Raw genomic sequence first — 18224 nt, 5'->3', positions numbered from 1 at the left:
CGTTGCCGGGACTTGCAGTCCCGATCCGACGTGGGGACATCTTGCCACCACGTCAATCACGTTCGGCACGCCGCACACGGGCAATGTATTTTTTCGCTGCTTCGGTGGTGGATGATGCGAGATCGGTTTCCGGTTTCGCGAATGGGGGGACGAACCATGGAAAGGAGCCGAGGAGATCGGTGATGACGGCGATTTCCCCGTCGCAGGTGCCGTCTCCACAGCCGATGCCGATGGTGGGGACGGGGATGGCGGAGGTGATTTCCGCGGCGGCGGATGGGGTGACGGATTCCAGGACGATGGCAAAGACGCCGGCGTCGATGAGGGCTTTTGCACCGGCGAGGATCTCGCGGGTCTGTTCCGGGGTTTTGCCTTTTTTGCGGTAGCCGCCTTCCTGAAGGACGCGCTGTGGGAGCATCCCGAGGTGTCCGCATACGGGGATGCCCGCTGCGGTGATGGCGCGGACTTTTTCCGCCTGGCGGATGCCGCCTTCGAGCTTCACCGCATCGGCTCCGGCGGCGGTGAGGGCGCGGGCGGTCTCCAATGCCTGAGCCGGGGTGTCGTAGGTGTTGATCGGGAGATCCGCGATGACGAGAGCATTGGATTTTGCGCGGGCGACGGCCTCCAGGTGGTGCAGGATGTGGGCGAGGGTGACGTGGGTGGTGTCCGGAAAGCCGAGGACGACCATGCCCAGCGAATCGCCGACGAGCAGAATGTCCGTACCCGCCTCATCAAGCAGCCGGGCCATCGGGTAATCATAGCATGTGAGCGCCGCGATGCCGCCTGTGCCTTTGCGGGCTGATATGGCGGCGACTTTTTCCTGGGGGATCACAAGGATGTAAGATTGGTAAATGGAAAAGCCTCCGGGGAGCGAGGCTCTTGTCGGAGGCTGTTTGCCATGAAATGCCAGCGTTTCCTAGAAAACAATGGCGACCCGTAAGGGAGTCGAACCCTTCTTGCCAGGATGAAAACCTGGAGTCCTAACCGATAGACGAACGGGTCGTTGGTCGCGGTGCGGGGGGCAAGAAAGCGGACGGGCGGATCGGTTGCAAGTTTTTTTAGAGGATAAACCCATTAAAATTTCCTGAACCATGGGAATCCTTGATCCCCGCTATGGGAAGAAGGGGGGATCTCAGCGGGCGAGAAGGTCTGCGAACTCCGGGTTGCGGAGGATGAAGGTCTCCACGTAGGAACAATCCGGGACGATTTTCCAGCCGAGGCGGCGGGCTTCGAGGAGGGCGTCGCGCGTGATGGCGGCGGCGATGCCCTGGCCGCGGAGCTGGGCGGGGACATAGGTGTGATCCATGACGATGTTCTCGTCCCTGTCCGGGTAGGAGAGCACGGCGGGTTCGCCGGAGCCGGAGCGCAGCTCGAAGCGCTGTTTGCCTGGGAAATGGGTGGCGCGGTGCTGGGTGGATTTTTCAGGCATGATCCAGAAACGCCGTGAGGGGGCTGGTGGGGTGGGCTGTTTGGGAGGGCTCGGGCAGGCCGAGCTCGAAGGCGGTGCGGCCGGCGGCGACGGCTTGTTGGAAGGCGATGGCCATTTTCACGGGATCGGAGGCGATGGCGATGGCAGTGTTGACGAGGACGGCATCGGCACCGAGTTCCATGGCCTCGGCGGCGTGGGAGGGGGCTCCGATGCCGGCATCGACGACGACAGGGACGGTGGCCTGGGCGATGATGATGGCGATCTGGTCGCGGGTGGTGATGCCCTTGTTGGAGCCGATCGGGGAGCCGAGGGGCATGACGGTGGCGCAACCGGCTTCCTGGAGGCGCTTGGCGAGGACGGGGTCGGCGTTGATGTAGGGTAGGACGGTGAAGCCTTCCTTGACGAGGATTTCGGCGGCCTTGAGGGTCTCTATGGGATCGGGGAGCAGGTAGGTGGGATCGGGGTGGATTTCCAGTTTGATCCATTTCGGCAGGCCGGCGGAGTGGGCGAGTCGGGCGAGGCGGACGGCTTCCTCCGCGTTCATGGCTCCACTGGTGTTGGCAAGGAGGAGGTATTTTTCCGGGTCGACGAAATCGAGGATGTTGGCGAACTGATCCTTGTTTCCGGATAGGTCGGCGCGGCGGAGCGCGACGGTGACGATCTCGGTGCCGGATGCGGCGAGGGCGTCGCGCATGGATTCGTTGGAGGGGAATTTTCCGGTGCCGAGGAGGAGGCGTGAGGCGAAGGCTTTGCCAGCGATGTTTAGCATGGTGATGGCTTGGTGGAGGGGGCTTGGTGGTTCAGGCAAGGATTTCGGACGGTTCGGCGAAGTTGAGGCCGTGGGCTTCGGCAACCGGTTTGCAGGTGATGTTCCCGCCCATGACGTTGATGCCGCCGAGCAATTCCTTGCGGATCGCGCAGGCACCGGCAACGCCTTTTTCCGCGATCAGCGTGATCCATGGTTGGGTGACGTTGTTGAGCGCCTGGGTGGCGGTGCGGGAGTAGGCACCTGGCATGTTTGCGACGCAGTAATGCAGCACGCCCTCCTCGACATAGGTGGGATCCTCATGGGTTGTGGCGCGGGTGGTTTCCGCGCAGCCTCCCTGATCCACGGCGATGTCCACAAGTACGCTGCCTTCCGTCATGCGGCGCAGCATTTCGCGGGTGATGAGCTTGGGCGCCTTCGCGCCGGGCAAAAGGACGGCTCCTATGATGAGATCGACGCGGGGGAGCAGCTCGGAGAGGTTCGCCTCGTTGGAGTAAACGGTGCGCGCGCACTCCATGGTGATGTCCAGGAAGCGCATCCGCTCGACATCAACCTCAAGGATGGTGACATCCGCACCGATGCCGCGGGCCACCCGGGCTGCGTTCACGCCAGCGGTGCCCCCGCCGAGGATGACCACGCGCCCGGGTGCGACGCCCGGCACGCCGCCGAGCAGGCAGCCGCGCCCGCCGCGATGCTTGGCAAGATGGTAGGCGCCGACGATGGCGGACATGCGTCCGGCGATCTCGGACATGGGTTCCAGGAGGGGCAGGTGGCCGTTCACCTCCACCGTCTCGTAGGCGATCCCGGTGCAGCCGCTCTTGGCGAGGCTTTCCGTGAGGGACTTGTTGGCGGCCAGGTGGAGGTAGGTGAATAGGATTTGGCCCGGGCGGAGTATGGCCACTTCCGGGGGCTGGGGTTCCTTGACTTTCACGATCATTTCCGCCTCGGAGAATACCGCTGCCGCATCCGCAGCGATCTCTGCGCCTGCGGCCAGGTATTGGGCATCCGGGTAGCTTGCGCCCTCCCCGGCACCGCGTTGGACAAGCACCCGGTGGCCGCGCTTGGTGAGCTCCACCACGGAGCCGGGTGTCATGCTCACCCGGTTTTCCTGTGCCTTTGTTTCCCTAGGGATGCCGATGATCATGCTGCGTGAGACCTTACACGTGATGACCGGCAATGCCAGCCATTCCGGGGTGGCAATTCAATAAAGGTAGGGCTCTCCCTACGATGAAATCACGGCTGCGGTTCGGAATGCCTAGCCCTTCGCGACATGTTCCCAGCGGATCCGAGTGGAAATCGTGCGACCATTTTCATCCGTGATGGTCAGCCCGAGGTTTCCGTCCGGCGTGATGGCCTCGACTTTCCCGAAGCCCTCCGGCACCGCCGCGACCGCCTGTATCGTGTGCAGGGTGACGGGTGTGTTCTTGGAAAACGCCCGCACGGTGGGGATGGAGAGGTTGCGCAGCAGGTTTTTTCGGGAGATATCCACGGAATCGCAGAAATGCGAGCATACGTCCTCGATGCCAAGCCGCCCGGAATGGCGCCCGTCCCATGGCGATGCGGAGCGGCCGCCGTTGGAGAGCCAGAAAAGTGTCGCGGGGAAATCGGCGGGGTTTTTCAGCGAGAACCAGACGTAGCCGTCCATCACCACCGCCGACCATGCAAAGGGCTGCGCTTCCGTCGCAGCTTCGGAGACCATCATCACCAGATCGTCGGTGGCGGGGCGAGCCGGGGCGTGGGTGAGATCCGCCGTGCCGCCATCGGCCAGCGGGACTTCGCTCAGATCGGAGAAGACCGCACCGATCATGAGCGCCTGGTTTGCGCCGTCGGCGGGATTCGAGAACCACTCGGGATACACCGATGCCCAGCGGAATGGTGAGACGCTGACGCGCGCCGTGCCCTCCGGCATCGCCGAGAGATCGAGGATGGGATGGGTGCCGTAGGACCAGTCGCCCTCCAGTCCCTGGATGCGATGGGAAACGTAAAGAGCCGTCTCGCCATCCCGCAGTGCGATGGATTTCTCGACCCGCGCCCCGATGTCCGCCGCATCGATGCCAAGCGTGATGGAGCCCTGCGTTTCCGAAACCATCTCCCAAACCCCGTTTGCCGTCTCCCCGTGGGGCGGGCCGTTTTCCTGCGGGCCGAAGGGGAGGCAGAGGAAATCCCCGCGCAGGCTTTTGAGCAATACCGGCAGGCCTGCATCGATCCCGTCCGGCTGCCACGGTGCCAGCGCGTAGGGTGACACCATTCTCTCCGCGAGCTTGAAATGCACAGGGGCGAGGTGCCCCCCGTCTTTCGTAAGGTGCAGGGATACGAGATCATTTGAGAGGGAGAAGGAGGGGGCTCCGTGGATGGTTTTCATTTGCAGGGAAGCCTAAATCCGCCGCGCCGCCCGCCAAGGAAGATCTGCGCTGGCTCAGGCAATTTGGAATTTCATTTCAGGAATCATGGCCTAGGCTCAGGGCATGCACGACCCACGAATCGACGCCCTCGCCAAGCAGCTTGCAGGATACTCCACGGATCTCAGGAAGGGTGAGAAGGTTTTGCTCGATCTCTACGATGTCCCGGATTCCATCGGCATCGCGCTGATCCGGGAGGTTCGCAAAAGGAAGGCCATCCCGGTTGTGCGCATCCACAGCGCGGCGATCAACCGGGAGATGCTGCTCGGGGCGGAGGATGGGCAATACGCCACGATCGCGAAGAACCTCCTTGCCGAGATGAAGGACATGGATGCCTACATCGCGGTGCGCGGCAGCAACAACATTTCCGAAACATCCGACGTGAAACAGGACAGGATGCAGCTCGCCATGAAGCACATGCGCCCTGTCATCGACCATCGCGTGAAGAAGACGAAGTGGTGTGTCCTGCGCTGGCCCACCCCGGCGATGGCGCAGCAGGCATCCATGAGCACCGAGGCGTTCGAGGATTTCTACTTCAAGGTCTGCCTGCTCGACTACAGGGCGCTGCTTCCGGCGATGAACGCGCTCAAGCGCCTGATGGAAAGCACCGACCAGGTACACATCACCGGCCCCGGCACGGACCTGAGGTTTTCCATCAAGGGCATTCCGGCGGTTGTGTGCGGCGGGAATTACAACATCCCGGACGGCGAGGTTTTCACCGCACCTGTGAAGGATTCCGTGGAGGGTTTTGTGACCCACAACGCGCCGACGATCTATCAGGGGATCGCCTTCGATTCGATACGCCTGGAGTTCGCGAAAGGGAAGATCACCAAGGCGGAGGCCGGCGGGAAAACCAAGGAGCTCAACCGCATCCTGGATACGGATCCGGGGGCGCGCTATATCGGCGAGTTCGCCATCGGCTTCCACCCGGTGATCCGCGAGCCGATGCGGGATATCCTCTTCGATGAGAAAATCGCGGGTTCCTTCCACTTCACGCCGGGGCAGGCGTATGAGATCGCCGACAACGGCAACCAGTCGCAGGTGCATTGGGACATGGTGAACATCCAGCGCAAGGACTACGGTGGCGGCGAGATCCGCTTCGACGGGAAGGTGATACGCAAGGATGGGGTGTTCATCCCCAAGAACCTCGCGAAGCTGAACGGATGAGGTTTCATTTTCCGAAGATCCGGCAGCTCAATCCCTCGCAGAGCAGGATATCGTCACCATCGTGGGAGCTGAAGACTGCGCGCGGGCGGTGGTTTGAGGCGAGCTTCGCGAGGATCGCCGGGTAGTCTTCTGCGGGGATCTGGAAATGGGAGATGCCGCGGTCGTGCAGGTCGTGGGCGGCGAGGAGGGCCGGAACGGAAAACACCTGTGCCTCCATGGCGTTGGCACCGGAGCGGAGGAGGGATTCGGCGCGTTTGGCGTAGGCTTCGGAGTCGGCCAGGACGGCGAGCTTGAGTAGGTTGAGGGCAGCGATGTGATTGGGGGATGGCTCTGCGCCATCGTAATCCTCACGGATGGTGAGGAGGGGATGGCCGGCCATTTGCGCAGACATCACGTAGCCGATTTTTTCCTCGTCCCAGGTGCGGGTGTCCATCGCTTCCTGGAGTTCGAGCGCCCATGGCAGCCAATTGCCGGTGGGGTCGGCGGCGTGGAGCTCGATGAGTCCGAAGATGAGGAAGGCGTAATCTGCGGGAAAGCCCTCCGCCCCGCCGCGTTTGCCGCGATGGCTGCGGAACAGGGTTTTGGTTTCCGCGTCCCAGAGCTTCTTGCGGATGAAGTTGGCGGCGGAACTGGCGGCGGAGGTGAATCTTTCGTGTGAGAAAACGGCGGAAGCTTTGGCGAGGGCGGCGATCATCAGGCCGTTCCATGCGGTGATGATCTTGTCGTCTCGGTGCGGCCTCGGGCGGGTGGCGCGGTGGGCGAGGAGGGTTTTCCGGGAGCGTTCCAGGCAGGCTTCGGCCTCGTCTCCGGAGATGCCGAATTTTTCCGCGAGGATGGCATTTCCGACGGCGCGGAAGAGGGTGTTCTGGCCTTCGAGATCGCCGTGGGGGTCGCTTTGCGGACGGGCGTTGCCTTCCGCCTCCACGCCGTATGCGAGGGAGAAAATGGCGGCGGGCTTGGGATCGAGCAGTGAAGAGATTTCCTGCGCTGTCCACGTCCAGTAAGCTCCCTCGTGCTTGTGCTCGTCGCCTTCCTTGCGGTAGCTGTCGGCGTCCTCGGCGGAATGGAATGCGCCGCCGGGATCGCCCATCTCCGTGATGACGTAATCCAGCGTGTCCTCGGTTGTTTTCCTGAAAAGCTCCTCCTTCGAGATCTGCCATGCCTCGGTGAAGGCGAGCGCGAGCTGCGCCTGATCATAGAGCATTTTCTCGTAGTGCGGGACGTGCCAGAATTCATCGACCGAGTAGCGGTGGAATCCTCCGCCGAGGTGGTCGTGGATGCCGCCTTTCGCGATCTGGCGCAGGGTTTGGCCTGCCATCTCCCAGGCCATGTTGCGTTCGTCGGATCCTTCGGGAAAGCGCTCATGGAGCTGCATCAGCGCCAGCATGATCGTGGGGCGGGGGAATTTCGGAGCATCGCCGAAGCCTCCCTGATGCGGGTCGAACAGCCGCTCGCACTTGTCGAGATAATCGCCGAAGACCTTTTCCACCGGCATGCCCCGCAGAGTGGATGCCACATCCGCCTCCTTTCGGAGATGGGCCATCACCCTGGCGGCGCTTTCGAGAACCTTCGCCCTGTCCTCACGGTAGGCCTTGCCGAGCTGTTCGCAGATTTTCGGGAAACCCGGGCGACCGAACTTGTCTTCCGGCGGGAAATAGGTGCCGCCCACCACCGGCAACGCATCCGGTGTGATCCAGGCGCTGAGCGGCCAGCCGCCTTGTCCGGTGGTCGCCTGCACGAAGGCCATGTAAGTCGCATCGATGTCCGGGCGCTCCTCGCGGTCCACCTTGATGTTGATGAAATTTTTGTTCATCACAGCGGCAATCGCTTCGTTCTCGAAGGACTCGTGTTCCATCACGTGGCACCAGTGGCAGGTGGAATAGCCGATGGAGAGGAACACCAGCTTGTCCTCCTTCTTCGCCTTCGCGAAAGCCTCCTCGCCCCATGGCATCCAATTGACGGGATTGTTGGCATGCTGGAGCAGGTAGGGGGAGGTCTCGTTCGCGAGGTAGTTGGGCATGGAAGAATCCTAAACCCCAAATCCTAAATCTTAAACCTCAATGGTGGGATGGCTAGACCGTAACCACGACCAAACCTCCCACCCGTCCGAATTCCCGGGTGTTTCCGGTGGCGACTGGGAGTTGGTGAGTTAGAGCGGTTGCTGCGATCCAGATCTCATTTGCTCCGATCGATTGTCCTTCTCCAGCGAGATCCCGGTAAATTTCCCAGTAGATCCAAGAAGTTTCGGCAGTGATGTCCAGCATCTCGTAGGGATGCGAACGCTTTATCCCATATCGCCCGTTTCGCCATCGAAGTTCCTGAGCGGAACTCCCCGGCGATGGTCGGTGTGATACAGATCCGGCTTGCAGGTAGCTGTTCCAGAAAGATTGTCGCGGCCCCTGAGAATGGCGAGGACGGAGGCTCCTGTCCTTGGGCCATCGGGCAGGATACAACGGCGCACTACCGATGAGAACGATTCACGCCCCCGCTTGGCGGCGGCCAGCTTTTCATAGGCATCCAAGCCCCAAGGTGATTGTCTTAGTTGCCATGCACGAAACATGCACGAATACGGGTGAATATCGAGCGGATTGATGAAAGAACGAGTGGGGAAAGTGTTCTGTGAGAGTCTTAGTATTGGAAGACTCGCTGCGGCACGCAGCTACAGCTCTCCCTCGATCAGATCCTCCAGCGTCTGGCGCTTGCGAACCAGGGTTGCATCCTCACCCTCGACGAGGATCTCGGCGGGGAGGGGGCGGGAGTTGTAGTTCGATGCCATGACGAAGCCGTAGGCTCCGGCGGACATGAGGGCGATGGTATCGCCGGGATTGAAATCCGGGAGTTCCCTGTCCTGGCAAAAGAAGTCGCCGCTTTCGCAGATGGGGCCGACGACATCGACCTTGATCAGATCGGAAGAGGTCGGCTCGGTGAGGGGGACGATCTCGTGATGGCCTTCGTATAGGGCGGGGCGGATGAGGTCGTTCATGCCCGCATCGACGATCTTGAAAGTCTTGGCGGATCCTTTTTTCTCGTAGAGGCAGCGGGTGACTAAGCACGCGGCGTTGCCGACGATGTAGCGGCCTGGTTCGAGGAGGATTTTCAGCCCGAGATCCTTGATGCGGGGGACGAGTTCCTGGCCGTATTTCTCGATGGTGAGTGGGCGCTCATCCTCGGATTTGGCCGACCACCAATCCGGGGTTCCGGACTGGAGGGAGTCCTGATAGACGATGCCGATGCCGCCGCCGATGGACCAGAACTCGATGCCGTGTTTTGCCTTGAGAGCGGTGACAAGCGGGATGACCTTTTCCACCGCCTCGATGAATGGGTCGATCGAGGTGAGCTGGGATCCGATGTGCATCTGGAGGCCGCGCAGGCGTATGTTCGGTAGCTCGGCGGCTGCCCTTTCGTAGAGGCTCTCGATCGCGCCGAAATCGACGCCGAACTTGTTCTCGCTCTTGCCGGTGGAGATGTATTTGTGGGTCTTCGCATCCACGTTCGGGTTCACGCGGACGGCAGCGGGTGCGATTTTTCCTAGCTCTCCGCCAACCTCGTTGAGGTAGCGGAGTTCCTCCTCGCTCTCGACATTGAAGGAGTAGATGCCCTGCTCAAGGGCGTAGATGATTTCCTCACGGGTCTTGCCGACACCGGCGAAGGTGCAGTGGGAGGGGTCGCCTCCGGCCTTGAGGACGCGGAAGAGCTCGCCGCCGGAGACAATATCGAAGCCGGCGCCCTTGGTGGCAAGCAGGCGCAGGACGGAGAGGTTGGAATTCGCCTTCACCGCGTAGGCGATTTCGTGATCTACCCCGGACAGCGCCTTGTCGAGTCGCGTGTAGTGGTCGGTGATCGTCCCTGCAGAGTAAACGTAGAGGGGCGTTCCGTGCTCGGCGGCGAGGGCTTGGAGGGAAACGTCTTCGCAGAAAAGCTCTCCGCTTTTGTAGGAAAAGCCGTGCATTGCCGCCTTTACTTGACGACGCCGGCCTTCTTGAGTGTCACGTAAGCACCATTCTTGTTGATGGTCTTCAGTGCACGGCAGGAAAGCTTGATACGGACGAACTTGCCCAGTTCCGGAACCCAGATGCGCTTGTTTTGGAGGTTAGGGGACACGGTGCGCTTCACGACCTTGGTGACGTGGCGACCGATACCGCCCTTTTTCTTGGCCAAGCCGGAGCGGTGAATTCTACCGCCGGAGCGGACGCGGGTTCCTCTGATGCTGCAAATACGTGCCATGATGAAAATTGGTTAGCGGGGGGCGGAGAATGGCTTTGGATTCGGATCCGTCAAGACGAATCGTAGCCTAAAATTAAAATTCCGATCCGCAGCCCGTGTCTTTCGGGAATGGGGACTAAAACTCGCCGGAGGACGACGCAAGCGGCGGGCTGTATGCCAAAACCGGTGCCAGCGATGCCGCAAGATCCGGATTTTCACGCGGACGGTGACACCAGCGCTTCGCGGTTCAAAACCCTTCCGCTGGCAAGGCTTTGGGTGGGCACATCCCTGGTGCGGGAACGCTGTGCCTAGATGCCGGAGTCGAGGGTTGCCAGCGCCTGGTCGGTGTGCCAGGCTGGGTGCATGTTGAATGCGCCCCTTTCGATCATTGCCCTCCTTTTCCTGGCAGCGGGTGCCGTTTCCGCGGAGGAGGGCAAGCATCTCTTCATCCTGTCCGGCCAATCCAACATGGCGGGGCTGAAGCCAGAGGAGTCGTTCACGCCGACGCTGGAGAAAAAGTTCGGGAAAGAGAGGGTGCTGGTTGTCTTCGATGCCCATGGCGGCCAGCCGATGCGGAGATGGTACAGGGACTGGAAGCCTACGGAGGGGCCGAAGCCGGAAAAGAACGGCGACCTCTACGACCGGCTGATGGGAAAGGTGAAAGCCGCGATCCAAGGCGAGGATCTTGCGACGGTTACTTTTCTGTGGATGCAGGGGGAGCGGGACGCGAAGGAAGGCCATGGATCCGTCTACGAAGCTAGCATGAAGGGGCTGGTGAATCAGGTTTCCGAGGATCTTGGCGGCAAGGATGTCAATGTGGTGATCGGCAGGCTGAGCGATTTCGGTTTGAAAAAGCCCGGCTACAAGGACTGGGATATCGTCAGAAAGGCGCAGATGAAGGTTGCCGGGGATGCCGCAAAGGGTGCATGGGTGGATACGGATGATCTGAACGACGGCAAGAACCGGGGCGGCAAGGAGATCAAGGACGACCTCCACTACTCCAAGGATGGCTACGTGATCTTCGGGCAGCGCCTCGCCGATGCGGCGATCAGGCTGATCGGCGGGTGACGCCTAGGCGTGCTTCGCGTGCCACTGCTTGTACACCTTCGGCGAGATTTCCGATGGCTTGATCTCGGAGCGCCCGCCCCAGAACACATTCGTGTAGGAAACGGGGATGCCGACGGATTCGAGATGCTTGTCGATGGCCGCCTTGTGGGCGAGGACGCGGTCTTTCTCGGTGCCGTGCACGACGCCCATGATGTTCACATCGCCGAACTGCGGGCCGCCCTCGCGCCAGTAGCAATGGGTCATGCAGTAGTGGCGGCCGACCTGTGAGCCGCCCTCGATCTCGCGGCCTTTCGGCACGGCCCAGTGGAAGAGGCCGTTGAAGCGGGTGACGCGCTCGCCGGTCTCGGCGGATGGTTTCACGTGCTCGAGGAAGGTTGAGAAACGGCCGATGACCTTTTTTTCGTTCAGGGCTTCCGCGATCTCGCAGAAGCGGTCCAGTGAAACACCCGCCTGGACGGCGCGGCCTTCCCATGGATTTTCGCAAATCTCCTCAAGGGTGAGTTCCTCCTTGAGGACGAGCAGGACTTCCCATTCCTCCGGGCTGAGATCGGCGGGGACGGTGGTCATCATCACGGCGGGATCGTCGGATTTCTCACCCGGCTCCATGGCGCGGCGGCGCATGTGGCCGACGCCGAGGGCGAAGACCCCGTTGGCGGGCATGAGCAGGTATTCGGTCGCCCCGGTGAGGGCGAGGAGCTTGGTGGCGTGGAAATCGAGGGACTCGCCGACGGGCACTTTCAGGGTGGTCCACAGGCGGTAGCCGGAGCCGGAGACCTCGGAATCGGTGGAGCGGATGACGACATGGCCGGAGAAGGGGTCTTCCTTGGCCATGAAATCGAAGGCGGCGTTGAGTTTCTCCTCGGGGACTTTCCATGCGACCAAGGCACCGTGGGCGAGCTTGGTGGCGAGCATGGTCTGGCGGACGCGGCGGATGATGCCGGCCTCCTGCATGGCGCGGATCCTTTCGATCACGGTTTCAAGCGGAACGCCGGATTTCTCGGCGATGACATGGAATGGCTTTCTCTGGAATCCGGCGACCAGATCTTCGGAAACGGCGAGGATGCTGGCATTTGTCGGATCGGAAATGGCGGTGGGGATCTCTGAGGTCATGTGGGGAAAGCCTAGGCGGGGTTGCGGGAGATTCCAGCACGAATCAGTGAGCGGGCTGATTCCACTGGTCGCCCTGTGCTATGTTTGCTAGTCCTGCCGTGTGAACGAACCAAATGACACACCGGATCTGGGGTGCCCGTTAGCCGGCCGCAGGAAATTCATCCAGCGGACATTTTTCGGAACCGCTGGCCTTGGCATGGGTGTCTCATCGACTACGGAGATCGTCGCGCAGGCCGTGCCAGGCGGGGTGGGTCCGGAGATCGGCGACGAGGTCGATGTGCTGGTTGTCGGGGGCGGGACGGCGGGGAACATAGCCGCCATCCAGGCAGGACGGGCGGGGGCGAAGACCTTGCTCGTGGAGCGTGGCGCACAATTGGGTGGCATGACCACCACCGGCGGCGTGGCTTTCCCGGGGCTGTTCGATGCCTGGGGCAAACAGGTCATCGCGGGGATAGGCTGGGAGCTGGTCAGGGAAGCGGTGGAACTTGATGGCGGGGAACTTCCGAACTTTGCGAAAGTGCCCCAGCGGCACTGGATGAACCAGCTTCATGTGAACCAGTTTCTCTTCGCCATTCTTGCTGAGGAGAAATGCGCGCAGGCAGGGGTTGGGATCGCCTACCACGAGTTTCCGCAATCCATCGCCAAAACCCCCGGCGGATGGAAGGTGGAGTGCGTTGGCTTCGGCACCCGGCGCAGTGTCCTCTGCAAGCAGATCATCGATTGCACCGGCGGTGCGGAGGTGGCGGGGATGCTCGGGTTGGAAAGGATGCGCGAGGAGGAGACGCAGCCGGGATCCATGTTGTTCTACATGGGCGAGGCCAACGATCCCGGCAGGCATCAGCTCCATGCCCTTTACGTCCATGGTGCGGATTCCTCGAACTCCCGGACGGTTACACATGCGAACCTGACAGGCCGCAGGTCGGTTCTGGAAAAGGTCAGGAAAGACAAGAAACGGCTGATGCATCTCCAGCCGGAAGCCGGTTTCCGGGAAAGCTACCGCATTGTCGGGGAAACGCTCATCACGGTGAACGACTACACCAGCGGAAGACTTTTCGAGGATGCCATTTGCAATGCCTTTTACCCGGTGGATCTCCACACCAGAAGTGGAGTGAAGCCGAAGCCGCTCAAACCCGGCACCGTGCCAACGGTTCCGCTACGCGCCCTGATTCCCAAAGGCAGCCGCAACATCATCGTGGCCGGCCGGAGCGTCTCCAGCGACCGCCTTGCAAACTCCGGCCTGCGTGTCCAGGCATCGTGCATGGGCATGGGCCAGGCCGCCGGGGTGGCCGCCGCGCTGGCGGCGAAGGCCGGCAGCACACCGCTGGAAGTCCCTTTGGCCGATATCCATGCCGCACTCCGGGAGCATGGGGCGATCATCCCCGGAAAGTCCCGATAGGCATGAACCGGCGATTCGTCACCCTCCTAACGACCCTGACCTTCGTTGTCATCGCCGTCACGGGGGTGATTGCCTACATCGGCCCGTTCTCGCTGCGCGTTGTCGGGCTGCACTCGCTGATGGGCTTCCTTTTCGTGGCGCTTGTGTGCCTGCATGTGGCGAACAGTCTCGCGCCCATGAAGCGGCACCTCCGCAGCATGACGCTATGGGTCACAGGAGCCATCACGGCCATCTTCGCAACGGTGCTCTGGCTGCAGCCCGCACCTGTGAAAGCCCTGCTGGGCCTCAGCGGCAACCTGGGCCCCGCGATGGATCGCTTCGAGCTGCGGGAGGACGGGATGGCCTATCAATACAGCCCCTCGCCCGCCTACCGGATGAATCTGACAGTTAGGGGAGGGGCCTCATATGACGCAGCGAAGCCTCCCCGTTTCGCGGTCTGGCTGGAGAACCAAGGCGGTTACCACATCAAGACCCTCCACGCGCCGGAGGCAGGCGAAACCGGGAGCCTGCCATATTGGGATTTCAAGGTGAAAGGCTGGCAAAAGGCCAGGCGCGAGGCCGAGGAGGAGGGGCAGGTGGACGCCATCACTTCCGCGACGCCGAACGGCTCCTTCGATCCCGCCGATTACATTCTCCCTGCCGATCCCGGGAGCTCCACCCCCTACAGGTTGCTTTTGGAAATCAACCAGCCGGGAGATGCCCATGGTGAAATCCCCGACCAGCCATCGCTGGTTTATTCGGTGGAAGTCGACAACCTCGACCCACGCATCTATCAGCTGCTGGAGCTGGAGGGGTATCCGGCGCGCGAGGATGAGGGCGGCAAGGAAGCCTGGGCGCTCTATTATGTGGACGGCGGTTTCGGCTCTGCGCTGAGGCTGATCGACAGCGCGCTTTTGGAAATCGATAGGAGTGAACCGTAGGGCCGTCATTTCAGCCATCCTGCTTGCCGGGATCCCAACAGGATGCTCGCGCAAGGAGCCGGAAGGGATGCGCACGGCACACCTGAGCGGCGAGACGATGGGGACATATTACTCGATCACCTGCCGGCTGCCACCCGGCGTGGGTTCGGAAAAAATTCACGATGGGATACTAAGCCTTTTCGCCGCGGTGGACGGTGAGCTTTCCAACTGGAACCCCGAGAGTTGGGTGAGCCGGTTCAATCGCGCTGGGAAAGATGAGGAGATCAACTGCCCGCCGCACGCCTTGCAGGTGCTGGAGCTTTCCATGGAGCTCGCCCGCAGGACGGATGGTGCGCTTGATCCCACCGTGTCCCCGCTTGTCGAGTTGTGGGGATTCGGCGAAAGCCCGGAACCACAAGAGCCGCCGCATGAATCGGAGATCAGGGGAGAACTCGCACGTTGTGGCCATGGGAAACTGGATTTCAACAGTGGGAAGCGGGCCGTCTCCAAGCGGGTGGAGGGGATGGAACTCAACCTTTCCGCCGTCGCAAAAGGCCATGCGGTCGATCTCGTCGCCGATTTCCTCGGGCAAGAGGGGATTCGGAATCACCTGGTCAACATAGGGGGCGAGGTTCGCGCCACGGGCATGCGGGAAGACGGGGGTGGCTGGCTGATCGGTGTCGAAGGATTGGCCGGGCGGATGCGGATGAGCCGCGGAGCGGTTGCCACCAGCGGCAATTCGCAGCGCTTCATCACCCGCAACGGCCGCCGCTACACCCACATCATCGACCCGAGGTCAGGGATGCCGGTCGATGGGAAATTGCGCAGCGTGAGTGTCACCGCACCGACATGCGCTTTGGCGGACGGCCTCGCCACGGCCTGCTTTGTATTGGGGCCCGAAGAGGGCTTGAAGCTTGTCGATTCCCATGCGGAGGCGGAGGCATTGTTCCTCCTAGCAGATGGAACCGATGTCCGGACGGCGGGCTGGGGGAGATAGGTTTCCCATCACTGGCAGTAGATCAGGCGCAGGGAATCGAGGCGGACGCGGGCGCCTTTCAGGGCTGTGAGCGTCTCGCTGAGGCTGGCTTCCAGGGACTTGATCTCGGATGCCGGGATGCATGGGTTGCGGGTGGCGAGATCCTTGAGGCGGGCGATTTGCCTTTCGATGGTCTCCCGGGCGAGTGCTTGGGCGGCCTCGGTGGGCTTTGCGGAGGCGCGGGTGGCGACTGCTTTCGCGGCCTCAAGCATTTTCGGGAACAGGGCGGTCTTGAATGCTTCCTGGGAGACGATGCGGCGGGCGTCTCCGGGTTGCAACAGCGAGGCGGGCGGGGCCTTGGTCTGCGCGGCACCTGTGTGATCGACGATCACCCGCAGCAGCGTCGGCGGCAGGAAGCGGTCGAGCTGGAGGCGGGCCGGTGCGATGGTTTCGAGCACGAAGGCGCACTCCAGCAGGATGGATTTCCCTTTCCCGGTCGCGAGGTTCGCAAAGGAGGCGTTGCCGGAGGGGCTGTCGAGGAGTTGCCCGAGGGCATCGCGGAAAAGCGGGTGGTCAATGGTGAGGAACTGGAGGTCTTCCCGCGAGAGGGCGGTGGTGCGGTCGAAGGTGGCGGAAAGCCCGTCCTCCGGCAGATCCGCAAATGCCTCCGACTGACGCGGGCCGCGCTTGAAGACGTAGGATCGCGAAGAGAGATCCGAAACCTCGAGCCCGAGGTGATCGAAGAGCTTGAGGATGAATTTCGCGAAGCGGGCATCCTCATCCGCAGTCTCGATGGCCTCCAGGAGTTCCGCCGATTGAGAGGCGGGAGGTGCACCTAGTTCCAAGAGCCGGTCGTGGCCGGTTGCTAGGCTGTGGACGACCTCGGCTTTGAGGGCGGTGGAGCGTTTCAGGAAATCCTTGAATTTCCCGGAGGTCGGGGATGCGTCGGCGAGTTCGTCGAGCTCCGGGAGAAGCTCGGTGGAAAGGGTGGTCGCGCCCTTGAGCGGCTCCGAGAAAACATCGAGCGCCTCGTGCAGCCAGCGTGCCTGGAGTTCGGACCGGCTGTCTTTTCCGTAGGGTATGTGGATGTGGATGTCGCCCGTCTGGCCGATGCGGTCCAGCCGCCCGATGCGTTGTTCGAGGACTTCCGGATCGCGTGGCAGCCCGAAGAGCACGAGGTGGCGGGCGAACTGGAAATTCCGCCCCTCGCTGCCGATTTCCGAACAGATCAGGATGCGGGCGCCCTCCTCTTCCTGGAAATAGGCGGCGTTGCGGTCGCGCTGGAGCATGGAGAGATCCTCGTGGAAAAGCGCGGTCTCGGTGTGGAGCAGTTCCAGGAGTTTTCCCTGCACCGTGATCGCCGCCTCCGGTGAGTTGGTGATGAGCAGGATCTTTTCCGTTTCGGGAAGCTCGCGTAGGAGGTCTGCGAGCCATGTGTATGGAGAAACGCCCTTCTCCAAGGGATGCAGGATGGGCAGCCGCTTCGGAAACCCGGCGAGGCGTTCGCGGGTGTTGCGGAACAGCACGCGGCCGGTTCCGAAGGAATCGATGAGCTCGGAAATGAGGGGCGGGCGAGCTGATTCGTCGCCTTTGCGGAGGGCGGTGAGATGTTTTTCCGCACGCGGGGAGGTGAGGGTGAAGTCGGTGATGTTTTTCGGGATGCCGCCGTTGGAAAGCTCCTCCACCGCCTCTGCAAGCGGGGTGTATGATTCCGTTTCCTCCAGGAAATCTGCGAGATCGCAGTAACGGGCGGGGTCTAGCAGCCGGAGGCGCGCGAAGTGGCCCTCCGGCCCGAGCTGCTGGGGGGTGGCGGTCAGGAGGAGCAGGGAAGGGGTTTCCTTGGCCAGCGCTTCCACCATCGCGTAGGCGGGCGAGGGGCCGTCCTCGTGCCATTCGAGGTGGTGGGCCTCATCGACGATGAGCAGGTCGAAGCCAGCCTCGCGCGCCTGTTCGGCGCGGTGCTTGTCGTCCGCGAGGAAGCCGGTGGCGCAGAGGATGAGCTGGGACTCGGTGAACGGGTTCACGTCGCCGTCCGAGGGCAGCAGTCCGTCCTCGATGCGGTTCGATGCCTGGCAGCGGCCTTCGTCATAGATTGCGAAAAGGAGGTTGAAGCGCCGCAGCAGCTCCACGAACCACTGGTGCACCAGCGGCTCGGGCACGAGGATGAGGATGCGGTCGGCGCGTCCCGTCAGGTGCAGGCGGTGGAGGATGAGGCAGGCCTCGATGGTTTTCCCAAGGCCCACCTCGTCGGCGAGCAGCACGCGGGGATGGAGCCGGTTCGAGGCCTCGGCGACGATGGAAAGCTGGTGGGGGATGAGGTCGATGCGTGCGCCGGTGTAGCCGCGGGCGGGGGAGCGGCGGATGTTTGCGTTCCATCGCAGTGCGTCCAGGCGCTGGTCGAAATCGATGGGGTGGTCCGTCAATCCGGCGAGCAGGCGTTTCTCCGGCCGGACGAAGGAGAGCGAGTCCAATAGGTCTGACTCATGGATGGATTTCCCCTGGCCATGGTAGGTCAGCAGGTCGTTCTCCTCGGTGACATCCTCGACGGTGAGGTGGTTCTTCGAGTGGTCGGAAATCGCGTCCCCCGGCGCGAAGCGGACGCGGACAAGCGGGGCTGAGCCGACGGCGTAGGTGCGGGTGTCCTCGGCGGCGGGGAAACAGATTTCCACCAGGCCGTTTTCTTCGGAAAGGACATGGCCGAGGCCGAGGGCGGGTTCTGAGGTGCTGATGTATCGCTGGCCGGGGATCATGAAGTGGCGGGAACCCTATCCGTGCGAAATCCGATTACAAGACATGGCTCCGTCCCGGATGGAA

At 62.2% G+C, this 18224-nt stretch carries 15 protein-coding genes and 1 tRNA gene; 5 read left to right on the top strand and 11 right to left on the bottom strand.

Translation table 11 applies throughout. From position 1 onward, the window contains the following. Window positions 1-52 precede the first annotated feature (52 nt). The 6 genes from panB to HZ994_06410 form a co-directional block, all read right to left on the bottom strand. On the bottom strand, window positions 53-829 hold the full coding sequence (gene panB, locus HZ994_06435) for a 3-methyl-2-oxobutanoate hydroxymethyltransferase (GenBank protein QTN31979.1): 777 nt from the start codon (window positions 827-829) through the stop codon (window positions 53-55). Window positions 830-924: 95 nt separating this feature from the next. Beyond that, window positions 925-999: transfer RNA gene (locus HZ994_06430), tRNA-Glu, on the bottom strand. A 130-nt stretch (window positions 1000-1129) separates the two neighbouring features. Continuing rightward, on the bottom strand, window positions 1130-1426 hold the full coding sequence (locus HZ994_06425) for an N-acetyltransferase (GenBank protein ID QTN31978.1): 297 nt from the start codon (window positions 1424-1426) through the stop codon (window positions 1130-1132). Beyond that, window positions 1419-2195: a thiazole synthase gene (locus tag HZ994_06420; GenBank protein ID QTN31977.1), complete on the bottom strand. Its 777-nt coding sequence runs from the start codon at window positions 2193-2195 to the stop codon at window positions 1419-1421. Before HZ994_06420 ends, HZ994_06425 begins: the two co-directional genes overlap by 8 nt. Window positions 2196-2226: 31 nt before the next feature. After that, complete coding sequence (ald, locus tag HZ994_06415) at window positions 2227-3336, bottom strand: alanine dehydrogenase (protein ID QTN31976.1); 1110 nt, start codon at window positions 3334-3336, stop codon at window positions 2227-2229. A 111-nt stretch (window positions 3337-3447) separates the two neighbouring features. Then, window positions 3448-4554 (bottom strand): hypothetical protein, encoded by a 1107-nt coding sequence (locus tag HZ994_06410; GenBank protein ID QTN31975.1) that lies wholly within the window; start codon window positions 4552-4554, stop codon window positions 3448-3450. A 103-nt stretch (window positions 4555-4657) separates the two neighbouring features. Between HZ994_06410 and HZ994_06405 the strand changes: the two genes are divergently transcribed. Next, window positions 4658-5758: an aminopeptidase gene (locus tag HZ994_06405; GenBank protein QTN31974.1), complete on the top strand. Its 1101-nt coding sequence runs from the start codon at window positions 4658-4660 to the stop codon at window positions 5756-5758. A 4-nt stretch (window positions 5759-5762) separates the two neighbouring features. On the opposite strand, the gene HZ994_06400 is transcribed toward HZ994_06405, so the two are convergent. The 3 genes from HZ994_06400 to HZ994_06390 form a co-directional block, all read right to left on the bottom strand. Next, window positions 5763-7778: a thioredoxin domain-containing protein gene (locus tag HZ994_06400; protein QTN31973.1), complete on the bottom strand. Its 2016-nt coding sequence runs from the start codon at window positions 7776-7778 to the stop codon at window positions 5763-5765. A gap of 639 nt (window positions 7779-8417) precedes the next feature. Next, window positions 8418-9707 (bottom strand): diaminopimelate decarboxylase, encoded by a 1290-nt coding sequence (gene lysA / locus HZ994_06395; GenBank protein ID QTN31972.1) that lies wholly within the window; start codon window positions 9705-9707, stop codon window positions 8418-8420. Between the two features lie 8 nt (window positions 9708-9715). Beyond that, on the bottom strand, window positions 9716-9982 hold the full coding sequence (locus HZ994_06390) for a 50S ribosomal protein L28 (protein ID QTN31971.1): 267 nt from the start codon (window positions 9980-9982) through the stop codon (window positions 9716-9718). Between the two features lie 342 nt (window positions 9983-10324). On the opposite strand from HZ994_06390, the gene HZ994_06385 reads away from it, so the two are divergent. Continuing rightward, window positions 10325-11029 carry an acetyl xylan esterase gene (locus HZ994_06385; protein QTN31970.1) on the top strand — a complete coding sequence of 235 codons (705 nt, stop codon included), beginning with the start codon at window positions 10325-10327 and terminating at the stop codon, window positions 11027-11029. Window positions 11030-11032: 3 nt separating this feature from the next. Here HZ994_06385 and HZ994_06380 read toward each other — a convergent pair whose 3' ends face one another. Beyond that, window positions 11033-12139, bottom strand: coding sequence for an Lrp/AsnC family transcriptional regulator (locus HZ994_06380; protein QTN31969.1), 1107 nt, complete (start codon window positions 12137-12139; stop codon window positions 11033-11035). A gap of 196 nt (window positions 12140-12335) precedes the next feature. Here HZ994_06380 and HZ994_06375 point away from each other — a divergent pair, with 196 nt between their 5' ends. Genes HZ994_06375 through HZ994_06365 form a run of 3 tightly spaced genes read left to right on the top strand, consistent with a single transcriptional unit; the run spans window position 12336 to window position 15431 of the window. Beyond that, complete coding sequence (locus HZ994_06375) at window positions 12336-13535, top strand: FAD-dependent oxidoreductase (protein ID QTN34333.1); 1200 nt, start codon at window positions 12336-12338, stop codon at window positions 13533-13535. Between the two features lie 2 nt (window positions 13536-13537). Next, the gene (locus HZ994_06370) at window positions 13538-14455 is read left to right on the top strand and encodes a hypothetical protein (protein QTN31968.1); all 918 of its coding nucleotides are present in this window, start codon (window positions 13538-13540) and stop codon (window positions 14453-14455) included. Continuing rightward, window positions 14445-15431 (top strand): FAD:protein FMN transferase, encoded by a 987-nt coding sequence (locus tag HZ994_06365; GenBank protein ID QTN31967.1) that lies wholly within the window; start codon window positions 14445-14447, stop codon window positions 15429-15431. The genes HZ994_06370 and HZ994_06365 overlap by 11 nt, the downstream gene beginning before the upstream one ends. An 8-nt stretch (window positions 15432-15439) precedes the next feature. Here HZ994_06365 and HZ994_06360 read toward each other — a convergent pair whose 3' ends face one another. After that, window positions 15440-18160: a DEAD/DEAH box helicase family protein gene (locus tag HZ994_06360; GenBank protein QTN31966.1), complete on the bottom strand. Its 2721-nt coding sequence runs from the start codon at window positions 18158-18160 to the stop codon at window positions 15440-15442. Window positions 18161-18224 lie beyond the last annotated feature (64 nt).

This window comes from Akkermansiaceae bacterium, assembly GCA_017798145.1.
Lineage (GTDB): Bacteria > Verrucomicrobiota > Verrucomicrobiia > Verrucomicrobiales > Akkermansiaceae > Luteolibacter.
This window is presented reverse-complemented; position numbering and strand designations above follow the sequence as displayed.